This is a genomic window from Lacisediminihabitans sp. (assembly GCF_043726815.1).
In the GTDB taxonomy this organism is placed as follows: domain Bacteria; phylum Actinomycetota; class Actinomycetes; order Actinomycetales; family Microbacteriaceae; genus Lacisediminihabitans.
Genome location: NZ_JAYSJZ010000041.1, coordinates 1 through 14,448, shown reverse-complemented (window position 1 = coordinate 14,448; position 14,448 = coordinate 1). Strand labels below are relative to the sequence as shown.

The following is a 14,448-nucleotide window of genomic DNA, read 5'->3' as shown; positions in this document are numbered from 1 at the left end:
ACCAGTGGGCCATCGGACAACGACGTCGACAGGAGTTGCAATGACCGTTTACGCGGCCCCGGGTTCCCCGGATGCGAAGATCACCTTCAAGCCACGGTACGAGAACTGGATCGGGGGTGAGTGGGTCAAGCCGGTCAAGGGGCAGTACTTCGAAGACATCTCCCCGGTCAACGGCAAGCCGTTCGCCGAGGTCGCGCGGGGCACCGCGGAAGACATCGACCTCGCTCTCGACGCCGCCCACAAGGCCGCTCCGGCCTGGGGCAAGACGAGCGCCACCCAGCGCGCAGCGGTGCTCAACAAGATCGCCGACCTGATCGACGCCAACACCGAGCTGCTCGCGCTGGCTGAGACCTGGGACAACGGCAAGGCGATCCGCGAGACCCTCAACGCGGACATCCCCCTTGCCGCCGACCACTTCCGCTACTTCGCGGCGGCCATCCGCGCCCAGGAGGGCAGCTTCGCGGAGATGGACGGCGACATGACCGCGTACCACTATCACGAGCCCCTCGGCGTCGTCGGGCAGATCATCCCGTGGAACTTCCCCGTCCTCATGGCCGTCTGGAAGCTCGCACCGGCCCTCGCCGCCGGCAATGCGATCGTGCTCAAGCCGGCCGAGCAGACCCCGGTGTCGATCCTCGTGCTGATCGAACTCATCGGCGACATCCTGCCGCCCGGGGTCGTCAACATCGTCAACGGCTTCGGCGTGGAGGCGGGCAAGCCGCTCGCGTCGAGCCCGCGCATCCGCAAGATCGCGTTCACGGGGGAGACGACCACCGGCCGTCTCATCCTGCAGTACGCGAGCGCCAACATCATCCCGGCGACGCTGGAGCTCGGCGGCAAGAGCCCGAACCTGTTCTTCTCGGATGTCGCGGACAAGGACGACGCGTTCTACGACAAGGCGCTGGAGGGCTTCGCGCTCTTCGCGTTCAACCAGGGGGAGGTCTGCACCGCGCCGAGCCGCGCGCTCATCGAGAAGCCGATCTACGACCAGTTCCTCGGCGCGGCCGTGAAGCGCACCGCACTCGCGGTGCAGGGCAACCCGCTCGACACCGACACGATGGTCGGCGCCCAGGCGTCGAACGACCAGCTGGAGAAGATCCTCAGCTATATCGACATCGGCAAGCAGGAGGGCGCGAAGCTGCTGCTGGGCGGAGAGCGTGCCGACCTCGGTGGCGACCTCAGCGAGGGCTACTACGTGCAGCCGACCATCTTCGAGGGCCACAACAAGATGCGCCTCTTCCAGGAGGAGATCTTCGGCCCGGTGCTCGCCGTCACGAGCTTCGACGGCTACGACGACGGCATCGCGATCGCCAACGACACGCTCTACGGTCTCGGCGCCGGCGTCTGGTCGCGGAACGGCAATGTGGCCTACCGCGCGGGCCGCGACATCCAGGCCGGCCGGGTCTGGGTGAACAACTACCACGCCTACCCGGCGGGCGCGGCGTTCGGCGGCTACAAGAGTTCGGGCATCGGCCGCGAGAACAGCCGCCTGGCACTCGACCACTACCAGCAGACGAAGAATTTGTTGGTCTCCTACTCGGAGGACAAGCTCGGGTTCTTCTAAACCGTCACCGACTCGGGGATTGGGCCTGTCGAGAAGCCTCTCGGCAGGCCCGATCCCCGTTCCGCTGGCGCATACTGGATTCAGATCGAAAGGACACCGATGTCTGTCATCGAAAGCTCCGGGGTGGTCACCGCGTCTGTCACGGTTCCCGGCGAGAGCATCCCGCGGGTCGAGTTCCTGCCCGTGACCGTCGAGTTGCTGCGCAAGCTCTGGGACCAGTACGGGCCGCTCATGATCCATCAGTCCGGCGGATGCTGCGACGGCTCGAGCCCGATGTGCTTCCCGGCCGGCGACTTCCTCACCTCCGACCAGGACGTGCTCCTCGGCCGACTCGACATCGCGCCGGAGGGCGGCGAACCCCAGGTGATCGACTTCTGGATGTCCGCCGAGCAGTTCGAGTACTGGAGCCACACCTTCCTGTCGGTCGACGTGGTGAAGGGCCGGGGGAGTGGATTCTCGGTCGAGGCGCCCGAGGGCGTGCGATTCATGATCCGTTCCCGCCTGATGGAGACCGCCGCGCCGTTCGTGTGACCCGCGCCGACCCGGGCGACGGATGTCGCGGGCAGGCGGCAGACTGGGACCGTGCACGTGTGCCTGTTCCCTACGCCCGAAGGCGTCGTCCTGCAGGCGATCGACGACGACGGCCGCGCGAGCGAAGACTCGAGGACGGTGCCGCTCGACGCCCTGGCGGAGGCGGTGGCGCCACTCGAGGCAGAGCGCCCGCGCTGGGTCTGGGACGACACGAGCCGCTGGTACCCGACTCTGCTCGCGGCCGGGGTTCGCATCGAGCGCTGCGTCGACCTGCGGCTCTCGCACGCCATCCTGCGTGGCTCAGCGCTGACCGCGGGCTCGGCACTCGCGAGCGCCCCCAGGAACTCGTGGGACCAGCCGACGCCGGAGGCCCGGGTGCAACGCGAGGAGCACACGCTCTTCGACCTGGAGGAGCCCTCAGTATCGACGGCAGCCGAGGACACCCTCGTGGAGTTCGCCCTGCAGCGGGAGGCGATCGCCGGCGCCGACGATCCGCGACGGATCGGCCTGTTGATCGCCGCCGAGTCGGCGGGGGCACTCGTCGCCGCGGAGATCCGGCACGCCGGACTCCCGTGGAGCGCCGCGGCGCACGAGACGATGCTCGGCGAGCACCTCGGCCCGCGACCGTCGGGCGGCCAGCGTCCGGAGATGCTCGAGGTGGTCCTCGCCCGACTGCGCGACGCGCTCGACGCCCCGACGCTCAACCCCGACTCCCCGGCGGACCTGCTGAAGGCCCTGGGCGTGGCCGGCCTCATGGTCAAGTCGACCAGGTCGTGGGAGCTCAAGAAGCTGAAGCATCCGGCCATCGAGCCGCTCCTCGAGTACAAGAAGCTCGCGAGGCTGCTGGCGGCGAACGGCTGGCACTGGCTCGACACCAACGTGCGCGACGGCCGGTTCCACCCCGACTATGTGCCGGGCGGGGTGGTGACCGGGCGCTGGGCAAGCAAGGGCGGCGGGGGAGCGCTGCAGCTGCCGAAGCAGATCCGTGGTGCCGTCATCGCCGACCCCGGCTGGAAGTTCGTGGTGGCGGACGCCTCGCAACTGGAGCCCCGCATTCTCGCCGCCCTGTCCGGAGATCGCGGCATGGCCGAGGCCGGGAGCGCGGGCGACCTCTACGCGGGGATCGTGGCGAGCGGGGCGGTCGCGACTCGCGACGAGGCCAAGGTGGCCATGCTCGGGGCCATGTACGGCGCGACGACCGGCGAGAGCGGGCGGCTGATGCCGGCGCTCACCCGCGCCTATCCCCGGGCGATCGGGCTGGTCGAGGAGGCCGCGCGGGCCGGGGAGAAGGGCGAGATCGTGACGACCAGACTCGGCCGCAGCTCGCCGCGCCCCGGATCCGAGTGGCGTGAGAGCCAGGCCGAGGCCTATGGCGAGACCGCGACGGATGCCGACGCGAGCCGCGCGCGCGGCCAGGCCAGGGGCTGGGGGCGCTTCACCCGCAACTTCGTGGTGCAGGGCAGCGCCGCGGAGTGGGCCCTCTGCTGGATGGCCGGGCTCCGCGGACGCCTGCACGAGATCGGCGGCGGACTGTGGATCACGGATTCGCCGCACCTCGTGTTCTTCATGCACGACGAGGTGGTCGTGCACTGTCCGGAGGCGCTCTCGGTGCAGGTCGAGGCCGCGGTGCGCGCCGCGGCGGCGGATGCTGGGCGCCTCATGTTCGGGCCGATGCCGGTGACCTTCCCCCTGACGGTGGCCGTCGTGGACAACTACGGCCAGGCGAAATAGCGCAGGGCCGTTACACCTGGGCCTTGCGCCCCCGCCTCGGCCGCACATCCGAGAGGGCGCGCGAGGAGTCGTAGTGCGACAGGGCGGCGATCGCCGCTCCGAGCCAGGCGATTGCCGCCACGGCCTGGGCCTCGCGGGCGACCCGGGCCAGGTGCGCCTCGGTGGCGGGGGAGGCATCCGGTGTCGGAGTTCGAGTGCGCAGCAGATCGCCCTCCCACCAACGGCGGTAGTCCTCCGCGACGGCCTTGGCCGCGACGGGATCGATCGATCCCGAGATGATCACCTGGTCCAGCATCTCTGTCCACTCGGGCAGCGCGTCGAGCGTCGGATGCCGCATCCACTCCCGGGCGGCGCCGCGTCCCCCCGCGGTGAGACGGTAGAGCGGCAGGGCGTCATCCGTGGTTCCGGCCGGCTCGATCAATCCCTGTTTGGCCAGGCGGTCGAGGGTGCCGTAGATCTGGCCGACGTTGACCGGCTTGCGGTGGGGAGCGCGGCTCGTCAGCTCCGAATGCAGTTGCAGGCCGTACGCGGGCCCCATGCTGAGGATCGCCAGAATGCCTTCCCGAACCGACACGGCACCTCCTCGCTGCGGCCAAAGCTATACCGAGTATAGGGAGATTGTGCCCCGACACGAAGTCCATCGCACTACACAGTTGTAATTTCGAGGCGCCATCAGCAATAATAAGGAAAACGGCTTGCCGTCCAATTTCATACGCAGCACGCAAGATCCATTCCGAGGTCGATGGGGAAGTCGCACCTCAACGGAATGGAGTTATCGTGGCTGCACGCAATGCCGGTCTCACTGATCACAACAGTGTTGCTATGGCACGAGGAGTGCTCTATGTGCACTCTTCTCCTCGCGCGCTCTGCCCCCACATCGAGTGGGCCGCAGGAGGCGCCCTTGATCGTGCCGTGAACTTCCAGTGGGTTGAGCAGCCCGTGCTCAAGGGCTCCATGCGCACCGAGTTCTACTGGGAGGGCGTGCAGGGCACCGGTGCGGCGCTCGCCTCCGCGTTGCGCGGCTGGGAGCACCTGCGATTCGAGGTCACCGAGGACGCGACGCCCGGCAGCGACGGCGGGCGCTGGCTGCACACTCCGGACCTCGGCATCTTCTTCGCCCAGACCGACACGGTGGGCAACGTCGTCATCCCCGAGGATCGCATCCGGTACGCGATGGAGATCGCCGGTTCCGACGCCTTCGAGTTGCACCGCGAGTTGCGACTCGCCCTCGGCCAGGCCTGGGACGACGAGTTGGAGGCGTTCCGCCACGCCAGCGACACCAACCAGGTGGTGTGGCTGCACAAGGTCGGCTGAGGGCCTCAGCGGGCCGTGTAGACCTTCGTGATGCGCTCGACGTAGCGTTTCGGCGAGAACAGCTCGCGGTCGATCACCGCGCCCTTGGACAGCTCGACGAGAAGCGACGGGGTGGTCACCAGGGTGACGAGCGCGTCGGCCAGGCCGGCGTCATCCGGCGAGTCGGCCAGGAATCCCGAGTTATGCAGACCCTCGCTGAGTTTGGGGTCGCAGTAGAGCACGCCGCGCTCGCGACTGACCGCCTCGGCGATCGTCATCGGCTGGTTGTCGAAGCCGAGCGAGGTGAGGGCGATGGCCGAGGAGGCGTCCATGAGAGCGAGAACCTCGTCGTGCGGAAGGGCGCCCTGGATGCGGATCTCGGGATGGCCGGCGGCGAGCCGCTTGAGGGCGGCGAGGTCGGAGCCTTCGCCCACGAAGTCGACCGTGAAGCCATTGTCGGTGCGGGCGAGGGCGTCGATCACCGCGCGAGCGAACGGCAGCGGGCGTTTCACCGGCTCGCAGCGCGCCACCCAGAGGAAGTGCGGACGCTGGCCGCTCTTCAGCGTGATCGCCTGGGAGGGCAACTCGGGAGTGGCGATCGGGTTGGGGATCACGAAGATCTCGCCGGTGACGCCCGCGTCTTTCAGGTCGGCAGCCTGGTGCGCCGACGGCGACACGACACGCTTGGCCTTGCGGGCCATGGCGAGCACGAGGTTGCGCAGCAGGTTGTCCGTCTTGCGCGGCGTGAAGAGCACATTCGGGATCTTCTCGCCGATCGCCTTCTCCAGGGCCCAGCGGATGAACCAGGCGACCGACGCCTGGGGCGGCCCCTCGCTCGCCCAATAGAAGCTGTGCACTGTGTGGACGAGAGGGATTCCGATGGCCTCCGCCGCGGCATCCGCCACGTGCGCCAGGCCGAACTCGGTCTGGATGTGCACGACGTCGATGTGCTCGTCCCGCAGATAGCGCTCGAGCGCGGCCACGTTCTTGGCGGTGTTCGGGATCACCGCGAGGTCGAGCACGGGCAGGCGGAACAGGGGCTTGATCTGCAGCCCGTCCGCCACGCTCTGGTAGCGCGCACCGAAGGCACCTCGGGCGGGGGAGACCACGACCACGGTGTGGCCGGCCTCCTCGAGGGCAAGTTTCTGCTGTCTCATGGAGGTCTGGGCGCCTCCGACATAGTCGAAGTAGTAGTCGCTGAGGATGGCAATTCGCATGGGCAACGCGGGGTTCGCCCGACTAAACACTCCTGAAGGCGAGGACGGCGTTGTGGCCGCCGAATCCGAATGAGTTGCTGATCGCGAGCAGCGGCCCGTCGGGCAGCGCGCGCGGCGAGGTCACCACGTCGAGCGGGATCGCCGGATCCTGCTCGGTGAGGTTGATTGTGGGCGGCGCCGTGCGGTCGCGCAGGGCGAGGATCGTGAAGATCGCCTCGAGGGCACCGGTTCCACCGAGCAGGTGGCCGGTGGCGCCCTTGGTGGCGGAGACCGGGATGCTGTGCACCCGGTCACCGAACGCCGCCTTGAGCGCCGCATACTCGGCGATGTCGCCGACCGGGGTGCTGGTGGCGTGCGCGTTGATGTGGTCCACGTCGTCCGGTGTCGCGCCGGCCTGGGCGAGTGCGAGGGCGATCGCGCGCGAAGCCCCGCGGCCCTCCGGGTCGTTGGCGGTGATGTGGTACGAATCGGCCGTGACACCGCCCCCGGCGACCTCGGCGTAGATGTTCGCGCCGCGAGCGAGCGCGTGCTCCTCGGTCTCCATGACGATGCTGCCGGCACCCTCGCCCATGACGAAGCCGTCGCGGTCGATGTTGTACGGGCGCGACGCCGTCTCCGGGGAGTCGTTGCGGCGGGACAACGCCTGCATGGACGAGAACGACGCGAGCGTGATGGGGTGGATCGCCGACTCGGTGCCACCCGCGATGATCACGTCGGCGAGACCGAGCTGCAGGTTCGTGTACGCGTTGTGGATGGACTCGGTGCTCGACGCGCAGGCCGACGCCACGGTGTGGGCGAACGCGCGAGCGTGCAGGGCCATCGAGATGGCAGCGGATGCCGCATTCGGCATGAGCATGGGGACGGTCATCGGCAGGACGCGCCGCGGTCCCTTCTCACGCAGGGTGTCCCAGGCGTTGAGCAGGCTCCAGAGGCCGCCGATTCCGGTGGCGTAGTCCACGCCGAGCCGCTCCGGGGCGACGTGCGGCGATCCGGCATCGGCCCAGGCCTCGCGGGCGGAGATGAGGGCGAACTGGGACGACGGGTCGAGGCGCTTGGCCTCTGGCCGCTCCAGGACGTCCTCCGGGCGTACCTTGGCCTCGGCGGCGAAGGTGACGGGAAGCTCGTACTGGTCGATCCAGTCGTGCGTGAGCGAGTGAACGCCGGACTCGCCGGCCAGCAGGGCGCTCCACGACTCCGGGGCGGTTCCGCCCAGGGGGGAGCTCGCGCCGATTCCGGTAACAACGATCTTTTTGGTCATAACGGCATCTCTCTTGTGGATCAACGATTCTGCATCGTTACGCGGGCGCGGCCAGCCCGGACCAGGGCCAGGACTGGCCAGCCGCGTCGTGCGTGGGAGTTAGCCCTGTGCTCCGACGATGAAGCTCACGGCGTCTCCGACGGTCTTGAGGTTCTTGACCTCTTCGTCCGGGATCTTCACGTCGAACTTTTCCTCTGCGTTCACGACAATGGTCATCATCGAGATGGAGTCGATGTCCAGGTCGTCAGTGAACGACTTGCCGAGCTCGACCGAGTCGGTGGCGATGCCGGTTTCGTCGTTGATGAGCTCCGCGAGACCTGCCAGAACTTCTTCTGTGGACAATGCCATTGTGTTTTCTCCTTGGGGGTGTGTCGTTTGACCGTTGATTATCTTACGGGAGGACGACGACCTGGGCCCCGAAGACGAGGCCGGCGCCGAAACCGATCTGCAGGGCGAGACCGCCGCTGAGCTCGGGGTGCTCCTGAAGAAGGCGATGGGTGGCCAGCGGAATCGACGCGGCCGAGGTGTTGCCGGTCGTGGCGATGTCGCGGGCGATGACGACGGAATCCGGCAGCTTCAGCTGCTTCGCGAACTCGTCGATGATGCGCATGTTGGCCTGGTGCGGGATGAAGGCGGCGAGGTCGTCCGCCGTGATTCCGGCGAGCTCGAGGGCGCGCTTGGCGACCTTGGCCATGTCCCAGACTGCCCAACGGAACACGGTCTGGCCCTCCTGGCGCAGCGTGGGCCACGGGGCCTCGCCGTCGCGGAACTCGGTGAGGGTCGCGTTCATGCCCACGGCATCCGCCTTGGAGCCGTCTGATCCCCACACGGCGGGGGAGATGCCCACGGTCTCGCTCGGCCCGATCACGACGGCTCCAGCGCCGTCGCCGAGCAGGAACGAGATGGAGCGGTCGGTGGGGTCCACCACGTCGGAGAGCTTCTCGGCGCCGATGACGAGCGCGTAGTGGGCGGCGCCGGCGCGGATGAGGGCATCGGCCTGGGTGACGGCGTAGCTGAAGCCCGCGCACGCCGCGTTCGTGTCGTAGGCGGCGGCAGGGTTGGAGCCGACGCGGTCGGCGACCACGGCCGCCATCGACGGAGTCTGCTGCACGTTGCTGATGGTGGCCACGATCACGACGTCGATCTGGTCGGCCGGTACGCCGGACTTCTCGATGGCCTCACGGGCGGCATCGGTGGCGAGGTCGACGGCGAGGATGCCGGCCGAGGCGCGCGTGCGGGTGATGATGCCGGTGCGCTGCTGGATCCACTCGTCGCTCGAGTCGATCGGGCCGACGAGCTCGTCGTTGGGCACGACGAGGTCACCGCGCGCCGCGCCGTAGCTGTAGATGCGGGTGAACTGCGGTCCGTGGGACTGCTGGAGCTGGGTCATGAGTTTCCATCAATCAGTTCGAAGGCTGCTGCCAGGTCATCCGGGGTCTTGACGGCCACCGTCGGCACTCCCTTGAGGCCGCGTTTCGCGAGTCCGACGAGGGCTCCTGCCGGGGCGATCTCGATAAGTCCGGTCACGCCAGCGGCCGCGAATGCGTCCATTGTCTTGTCCCACCGTACCGGCGATGAGACCTGGCCGACGAGCAGGTCGACGAAGGCGGCCCCCTCGGTGACACGGGAACCGTCGCGGTTGGTCCAGATCGGAAGGGTCGGGTCGTGCGACTCGATGCCGTCGGCAACCTCGCGGAGATGGTCGACGGCCGGAGACATATACCGGGTGTGGAATGCGCCAGCGACCTGAAGCGGAATCACCCGGGCACCGGTGGGCGGACTCGCCTTGAGGGCGTCCAACGCGGCGAGTTCGCCGGCCACCACGATCTGTCCTCCGCCGTTGAAGTTGGCCGGTTCGAGCCCCAGCTCGGCGAGCTTCTGCAGCAGTTCGGCCTCGTCCCCGCCGATCACGGCACTCATGCCGGTCTCCACGAGCGAGGCGGCCTTCGCCATCGCCGAACCGCGTTCGCGAACGAGCGTCATGGCATCCGGTTCGCTCAGGATGCCCGCGGCCGCCGCCGCGGTGATCTCGCCCACCGAGTGGCCGGCGACCCCGCCGATGCGGTCTCGGCGCCCGTCGAGCAGTGCCGACAGGGTGAGAAGCCCCGCGGCCACGATGAGCGGCTGGGCGACCGCCGTGTCGCGGATCGTGTCGGCATCCGAGACCGTGCCGTGCGCGACGAGGTCGATGCCGACCGCGTCGGAGATGGCGCCCAGGTGGTCCGAGAATCTCGGTTCGGCGATCCAGGGGGAGAGGAATCCGGGAGTTTGGGAGCCCTGACCCGGGCAGACGACGACAATCACTTACCAAGTATCGTGCCATCCGGCACGAGCCGGGTTGTAGAAGCGCACCAAGAACGCGGGGAACCTTTGGTGAGCATCCACACCTCTCCCGCCTCCGCCCTCGTCCGCCCCCATTCCGAAATCCATGCACTCGGCCTCAACACGCCGCTCAACTGCGACCCCACGCCGCAAGGGGGGAAGAAATGCATGGATTTCGGAAGGGGTACCGCCGCCCCGGCCAGGTGCCGGGCCGCCCGGACAACTCAACCGTCAGCAACTGCTCTCTGGCGCGCTCCGGGCAGCACTAGTTGACGGATGAGTGGGGCGGGCAAAGCGCGGCGGGCGGAACGGCCGTGCCGGGCGGGCGGGCCAGGCGAGCCGGGCGACCTCCGCCCCTTTCCGAAATCCATGCAATCCGCCTCAACACGCCGCTCAACTGCGACCCCACGCCGCAAGGGGGGAAGAAATGCATGGATTTCGGAACGGGAAGGTGATATACATGACACGACATTGAATGACACGACATGAATAGAGGCGGAACGATGAAGCCGATCGGCCGGGTTTCGGTGCTGAGCACGGGCAGCGTGCGGATCAGGCCTCAGCACGTCGAGTCGACGGGGTCGCCGATGCTGTGGTGGCTCCTCACCTCGCGGCGGTGGACGGATGCGCGGCCGATCAACGTCTACCTGATCGAGCACGAGCGAGGCGTCGTGCTGTTCGACACCGGCCAGGACCGGCACTCGGTGACCGACCCCGGCTACTTTCCCCGCGGCGTCGTCGGCTGGCTCTACTCACGGCTCGCGCGGTTCTCGATCGCTGCCGACGAGACGCTCACCGCCCGACTGCGCGCGCTTGGCCACGCGCCAGAGGACGTGCACACCGTCGTGCTCTCCCACCTGCACCAGGACCACATCGGCGGCCTCCCGCAGCTCCCCGACGCGCGCATCATCGTCAGCGGTCGGGAGTGGGCACGGCTCGACCGCCGGTTCGCCGAGGTCGACGGTCTGCTCGAGCGGCACATCCGGCTCCCGGGGCTGCACTGGGAGCCCGTGACACCCGCCCCGGTCGACGACCCGTCGATCGCGCCGTTCACCGAGTCGCACGACCTCTTCGGCGACGGCAGCCTCGTTCTGCTGCCGACTCCCGGCCACACCCCCGGTTCGCTTTCGCTGCTGCTTCGACAGGAGGGGATGCCGCCCATGCTCTTCGTGGGCGACCTCACCTACGACGTGGAGCGCCTCGTCGCCGAGCGGGTGCCCGGCGTGGGCGGGCGCGGAGGCCTCCTGGCGTCCACGCGCCAGGTGCTCGCTCTCAGGGAGCGCCTCCCCGACCTGGTGATCCTCGCGGCGCACGATCCGGCGGCGGCCGGCCTCCTTCGGCGGGCGCTCGATCGGAACGGTGCCCGGTGAGACCGGCAGAGAGGCTGCGCTACCTGGTGCTCGCGGCCCAGAGGGAGGGAAACCGGCGCCTCACCCAGAACCTGCGGGTTCTCGGGCTCACCCCGTCGCAGTCCGAGGTGCTGCGCATCCTGGCCGACCGACAGCCGCTCACGCTCACCGGCCTCGGCGAACTGCTCATCTGCGAGAGCGGCACCAACCCCAGCCGGCTTGTCGACCGACTCGTCGGGGCGGGGCTCGTGGCGCGCGCCACCGCGCTCGACGACCGCCGGCAGGTGACGCTGACGCTCACCGCGGCCGGGCGCACGGCCGAGGCGGGCGTGCGCGAGATCGAGGAGCGCCTCTACGCCGATCTGGATGCCGCAAGCGCCGGACTCGACCTCGGGCCGACCCTCGAGCTGCTGGCGCGGGCGATCGCCGGCCAGCCGGCCGGGGACGCGTTCGATCGGCGCGTGCGCCTCGCGGGCTAGCGGCGGCGCAGCGGGCCGTCGGGTTCGGCGATCGAGCCGAGAATGAGGGCGGACTGCAGGATGAGGGACTCCCTGGCCCCGGTCGCATCCCAGCCGATGACCTCGGTGACGCGCTTGAGGCGGTAACGCACGGTGTTCGGGTGCACGAAGAGTTCGCGGGCCGTGGCTTCGAGGGATCGGCCGTTGTCGAGGTAACACCAGAGCGTGGCCAGCAGCTCGGTGGAGTGCGCCTGGAGGGGCTTGTAGATGCGGTTGATGAGCGTCGACCGGGCCAGGGCGTCCCCGGCGAGGGCACGCTCCGGCAGCAGGTCGTCGGCGAGGGTCGGCCGCGGGGCGTTGCGCCACGACCGGGCGACGGCGAATCCGGCGAGGGCGGCCTTTGCGCTGCGCGACGCCTCGACGAGGCTCGCGACCTCGTGGCCGAGCACGAGGTGGCCGTCGCCGAATCCCGGCTCGAGCGCCGTGGCGATGTCGAGGAAGGGGGTGAGGGTGGCGCCAGCCGGTTCGTCGTCCGAGGGGGTCGGATGCGCGCGGCCGATCACGAGCACGAGCCGGCTTCCCTGCACCCCGATGAGCACGTCGGCATCGAGGTGGCGCGCCGTGCGCCGCAGCATGTCAACGTCGAGCATCTTCGGCGCGGTGCCGACGAGCACGGACACCTCGCCGTGGCCGTGCCAGCCCAGGGCCGCGATGCGGCTGGGCAGTTCGTCGTCGTACTCGCCGCTGAGGATCGAGTCCACGACGAGGGCCTCGAGGCGGGCGTCCCACAGGCCGCGGGCCTCCGCCGCCCGGGCGTAGACATCCGCCGCGGCGAACGCGATCTCGCGGGAGTAGAGCAGGATCGCCTCGCGCACGGACTCGTCAGAGCCCTTCACGCGGTCCTCCACGACCTCCACCGTCGCCTTGATCAGCTGCAGAGTCTGGGTGAGGCTCACCGAACGGAGCAGTTCCCGCGGTGCCGCCCCGAACACGTCGGCGGCGATCCAGGGCGTGGAGGTCGGTTCGTCGTACCAGTGGATGAACGACGTGATGCCCGCCTGCGCGACGAGTCCGACCGCCGACCGCCGCCCCGGTGGCATCTCGCCATACCAGGGCAGCGTGTCGTCGAGTCGCTTAAGCGTCGCGGTGGCGAGCTCGCCGGAGATAGCGCGGAGCCACGCGAGCGTCTGCTCCTTAGTCTTCGCCACCGGTGTCATCTGTAGTCGAGCCGGGCGCCCTAGCTCTCGCCGCCGGCCGTGCCGGTCGTTCCCGCGGTCACATCGTGCAGCCGGTAACGCTCGATCGCCTGCTGCGGGATGCCCGGGTGCAGCTTGCCCTGCGCGACGAGCGACTCGAGGGTGCGAACCACCATCGACGGTCCGTCGATCTTGAAGAACCGGCGTGCGGCCGCCCGGGTGTCGGAGAAGCCGAAGTCATCGGCGCCGAGGGTGGCGAAGTCGCCGGGCACGAACGGACGGATCTGGTCGGGAACCGCATGCATGAAGTCGGTCACCGCGACGAACGGTCCCTCGGCCCCCGCGAGCTTCTGGGTGACATACGGCAGCAGTCTCTCGGAGTTCGGGTTGAGGAAGTTGTGCTCGTCGGCGGCGAGGCCGTCACGGCGCAACTCGGTCCAGGACGTGACGGACCAGACATCGGCCGAGACTCCCCAGTCCTCTGCGAGCAGCTGCTGGGCCTCAAGGGCCCAGGGAACCGCGACACCGGAGGCGAGCAATTGCGCCTTCGGTCCCTGCGACTCGCCCGACTTCAGGAGGTAGATTCCCCGCAGCAGCCCGTCGACGTCCAGGTTCTCCGGCTCGGCCGGCTGCACGATCGGCTCGTTGTAGACCGTGAGGTAGTACATGACATTGGGGTGCGGGTGCGACCCTCCGTACATGCGGTCGAGGCCGTCCTTGACGATGTGGCCGAGTTCGTAGCCGTAAGCCGCGTCGTACGAGATGACGGCCTGGTTGGTCGAGGCCAGCACCGGCGAGTGGCCGTCGGCGTGCTGCAGCCCCTCGCCCGTGAGCGTCGTGCGGCCGGCGGTGGCACCCACGACGAATCCGCGCGCCATCTGGTCTCCGGCGGCCCACATGGCGTCGCCGGTGCGCTGGAAGCCGAACATCGAGTAGAACACGTAGACCGGGATCAGCGGCTGGCCGTGGGTGGCGTAGGCGGTGCCGGCGGCCGTGAACGCGGCGAAACCTCCGGCCTCGTTGATTCCGACGTGCACGATCTGGCCCTGCGGGCTCTCCTTGTAGGCGAGCAGCTGTTCGCGGTCGACCGAGGTGTACTGCTGGCCGTTGGGGTTGTAGATCTTCGCCGTGGGGAAGTAGGCGTCCATGCCGAAGGTGCGGGCCTCATCCGGGATGATCGGCACGATGCGGTGACCGAAGTCCTTCGACTTCAGCAGGTCCTTCAGCAGACGCGCGAAGGCCATGGTGGTGGCGATCTCCTGCTTGCCGGAGCCTTTCTTCGCGATGGCATAGGCCGACTCGTCGGGCAGGGAGATCGCGACGTGGTTCGACCGGCGCTCGGGCACGTTGCCGCCGAGCGCGCGGCGACGCTCGTGCATGTACTGGATCGCCTCGTCGTTCTCGCCCGGGTGGTAGTAGGGCGGCAGGTACGGGTTCTCCTCGAGCACGGCATCCGTGATCGGAATGCGCATCACGTCGCGGAACTGCTTGAGGTTCTCGAGCGTGAGCTTCTTCATCTGGTGGGTCGC

The 14,448-nt window shown here is 68.8% G+C and carries 14 protein-coding genes; 6 read left to right on the top strand and 8 right to left on the bottom strand.

Annotated features, from left to right (window positions below; genetic code table 11):
• The first annotated feature begins 40 nt into the window (after positions 1–40).
• The 3 genes from ACHZD8_RS04370 to ACHZD8_RS04360 all read left to right on the top strand — a co-directional run bounded on the left by ACHZD8_RS04370 (position 41) and on the right by ACHZD8_RS04360 (position 3,826).
• On the top strand, positions 41–1,564 hold the full coding sequence (locus ACHZD8_RS04370; RefSeq protein WP_394768931.1) for an aldehyde dehydrogenase family protein: 1,524 nt from the start codon (positions 41–43) through the stop codon (positions 1,562–1,564).
• Positions 1,565–1,663: 99 nt separating this feature from the next.
• Positions 1,664–2,095 carry a DUF779 domain-containing protein gene (locus tag ACHZD8_RS04365; protein ID WP_394768930.1) on the top strand — a complete coding sequence of 144 codons (432 nt, stop codon included), beginning with the start codon at positions 1,664–1,666 and terminating at the stop codon, positions 2,093–2,095.
• A 51-nt stretch (positions 2,096–2,146) separates the two neighbouring features.
• Positions 2,147–3,826 (top strand): bifunctional 3'-5' exonuclease/DNA polymerase, encoded by a 1,680-nt coding sequence (locus ACHZD8_RS04360; protein ID WP_394768929.1) that lies wholly within the window; start codon positions 2,147–2,149, stop codon positions 3,824–3,826.
• Between the two features lie 10 nt (positions 3,827–3,836).
• Here the strand turns inward: ACHZD8_RS04360 and ACHZD8_RS04355 are convergent, their stop codons facing one another.
• Positions 3,837–4,400: a PadR family transcriptional regulator gene (locus ACHZD8_RS04355; protein ID WP_394768927.1), complete on the bottom strand. Its 564-nt coding sequence runs from the start codon at positions 4,398–4,400 to the stop codon at positions 3,837–3,839.
• Positions 4,401–4,648: 248 nt separating this feature from the next.
• Here ACHZD8_RS04355 and ACHZD8_RS04350 point away from each other — a divergent pair, with 248 nt between their 5' ends.
• Complete coding sequence (locus tag ACHZD8_RS04350) at positions 4,649–5,140, top strand: DUF3145 domain-containing protein (protein WP_331901502.1); 492 nt, start codon at positions 4,649–4,651, stop codon at positions 5,138–5,140.
• Between the two features lie 5 nt (positions 5,141–5,145).
• Here ACHZD8_RS04350 and ACHZD8_RS04345 read toward each other — a convergent pair whose 3' ends face one another.
• The 5 genes from ACHZD8_RS04345 to ACHZD8_RS04325 form a co-directional block, all read right to left on the bottom strand.
• Positions 5,146–6,336 carry a glycosyltransferase family 4 protein gene (locus ACHZD8_RS04345; protein ID WP_394768926.1) on the bottom strand — a complete coding sequence of 397 codons (1,191 nt, stop codon included), beginning with the start codon at positions 6,334–6,336 and terminating at the stop codon, positions 5,146–5,148.
• A 22-nt stretch (positions 6,337–6,358) separates the two neighbouring features.
• Entirely contained in the window at positions 6,359–7,594 is a 1,236-nt protein-coding gene (locus ACHZD8_RS04340; RefSeq protein ID WP_394768925.1) for a beta-ketoacyl-[acyl-carrier-protein] synthase family protein, read from the bottom strand.
• A gap of 99 nt (positions 7,595–7,693) precedes the next feature.
• Complete coding sequence (locus tag ACHZD8_RS04335; RefSeq protein ID WP_147784649.1) at positions 7,694–7,942, bottom strand: acyl carrier protein; 249 nt, start codon at positions 7,940–7,942, stop codon at positions 7,694–7,696.
• A gap of 43 nt (positions 7,943–7,985) precedes the next feature.
• Positions 7,986–8,984: a beta-ketoacyl-ACP synthase III gene (locus tag ACHZD8_RS04330; RefSeq protein ID WP_394768924.1), complete on the bottom strand. Its 999-nt coding sequence runs from the start codon at positions 8,982–8,984 to the stop codon at positions 7,986–7,988.
• On the bottom strand, positions 8,981–9,898 hold the full coding sequence (locus ACHZD8_RS04325) for an ACP S-malonyltransferase (protein WP_394768923.1): 918 nt from the start codon (positions 9,896–9,898) through the stop codon (positions 8,981–8,983). Before ACHZD8_RS04325 ends, ACHZD8_RS04330 begins: the two co-directional genes overlap by 4 nt.
• 503 nt (positions 9,899–10,401) lie before the next feature.
• Between ACHZD8_RS04325 and ACHZD8_RS04320 the strand changes: the two genes are divergently transcribed.
• Together ACHZD8_RS04320 and ACHZD8_RS04315 are read left to right on the top strand one after the other, a co-directional pair.
• A complete protein-coding gene (locus tag ACHZD8_RS04320; RefSeq protein WP_394768922.1) occupies positions 10,402–11,286 on the top strand; it encodes an N-acyl homoserine lactonase family protein in 885 nt (294 codons plus the stop codon).
• Entirely contained in the window at positions 11,283–11,744 is a 462-nt protein-coding gene (locus ACHZD8_RS04315; RefSeq protein WP_394768921.1) for a MarR family winged helix-turn-helix transcriptional regulator, read from the top strand. Before ACHZD8_RS04320 ends, ACHZD8_RS04315 begins: the two co-directional genes overlap by 4 nt.
• Here the strand turns inward: ACHZD8_RS04315 and ACHZD8_RS04310 are convergent.
• Both ACHZD8_RS04310 and ACHZD8_RS04305 read right to left on the bottom strand, forming a co-directional pair.
• Positions 11,741–12,940: a CdaR family transcriptional regulator gene (locus tag ACHZD8_RS04310; protein WP_147784654.1), complete on the bottom strand. Its 1,200-nt coding sequence runs from the start codon at positions 12,938–12,940 to the stop codon at positions 11,741–11,743. The two genes, ACHZD8_RS04315 and ACHZD8_RS04310, sit on opposite strands and share 4 nt — an antisense overlap.
• Before the next feature lie 20 nt (positions 12,941–12,960).
• The coding region (locus ACHZD8_RS04305; protein ID WP_394768920.1) for a transketolase-like TK C-terminal-containing protein at positions 12,961–14,448 on the bottom strand (1,488 nt) is incomplete at its 5' end.

What these genes read in the sequence shown, in the direction of transcription:
- ACHZD8_RS04370 (WP_394768931.1), top strand. Translation starts at nt 41, where the DNA reads ATGACCGTTTACGCGGCCCCGGGTTCCCCGGATGCGAAGATCACCTTC.
- ACHZD8_RS04365 (WP_394768930.1), top strand. Translation starts at nt 1,664, where the DNA reads ATGTCTGTCATCGAAAGCTCCGGGGTGGTCACCGCGTCTGTCACGGTT.
- ACHZD8_RS04335 (WP_147784649.1), bottom strand. Translation starts at nt 7,942, where the DNA reads ATGGCATTGTCCACAGAAGAAGTTCTGGCAGGTCTCGCGGAGCTCATC.
- ACHZD8_RS04310 (WP_147784654.1), bottom strand. Translation starts at nt 12,940, where the DNA reads ATGACACCGGTGGCGAAGACTAAGGAGCAGACGCTCGCGTGGCTCCGC.
- ACHZD8_RS04330 (WP_394768924.1), bottom strand. Translation starts at nt 8,984, where the DNA reads ATGACCCAGCTCCAGCAGTCCCACGGACCGCAGTTCACCCGCATCTAC.
- ACHZD8_RS04350 (WP_331901502.1), top strand. Translation starts at nt 4,649, where the DNA reads ATGGCACGAGGAGTGCTCTATGTGCACTCTTCTCCTCGCGCGCTCTGC.
- ACHZD8_RS04345 (WP_394768926.1), bottom strand. Translation starts at nt 6,336, where the DNA reads ATGCGAATTGCCATCCTCAGCGACTACTACTTCGACTATGTCGGAGGC.
- ACHZD8_RS04320 (WP_394768922.1), top strand. Translation starts at nt 10,402, where the DNA reads ATGAATAGAGGCGGAACGATGAAGCCGATCGGCCGGGTTTCGGTGCTG.
- ACHZD8_RS04340 (WP_394768925.1), bottom strand. Translation starts at nt 7,594, where the DNA reads ATGACCAAAAAGATCGTTGTTACCGGAATCGGCGCGAGCTCCCCCCTG.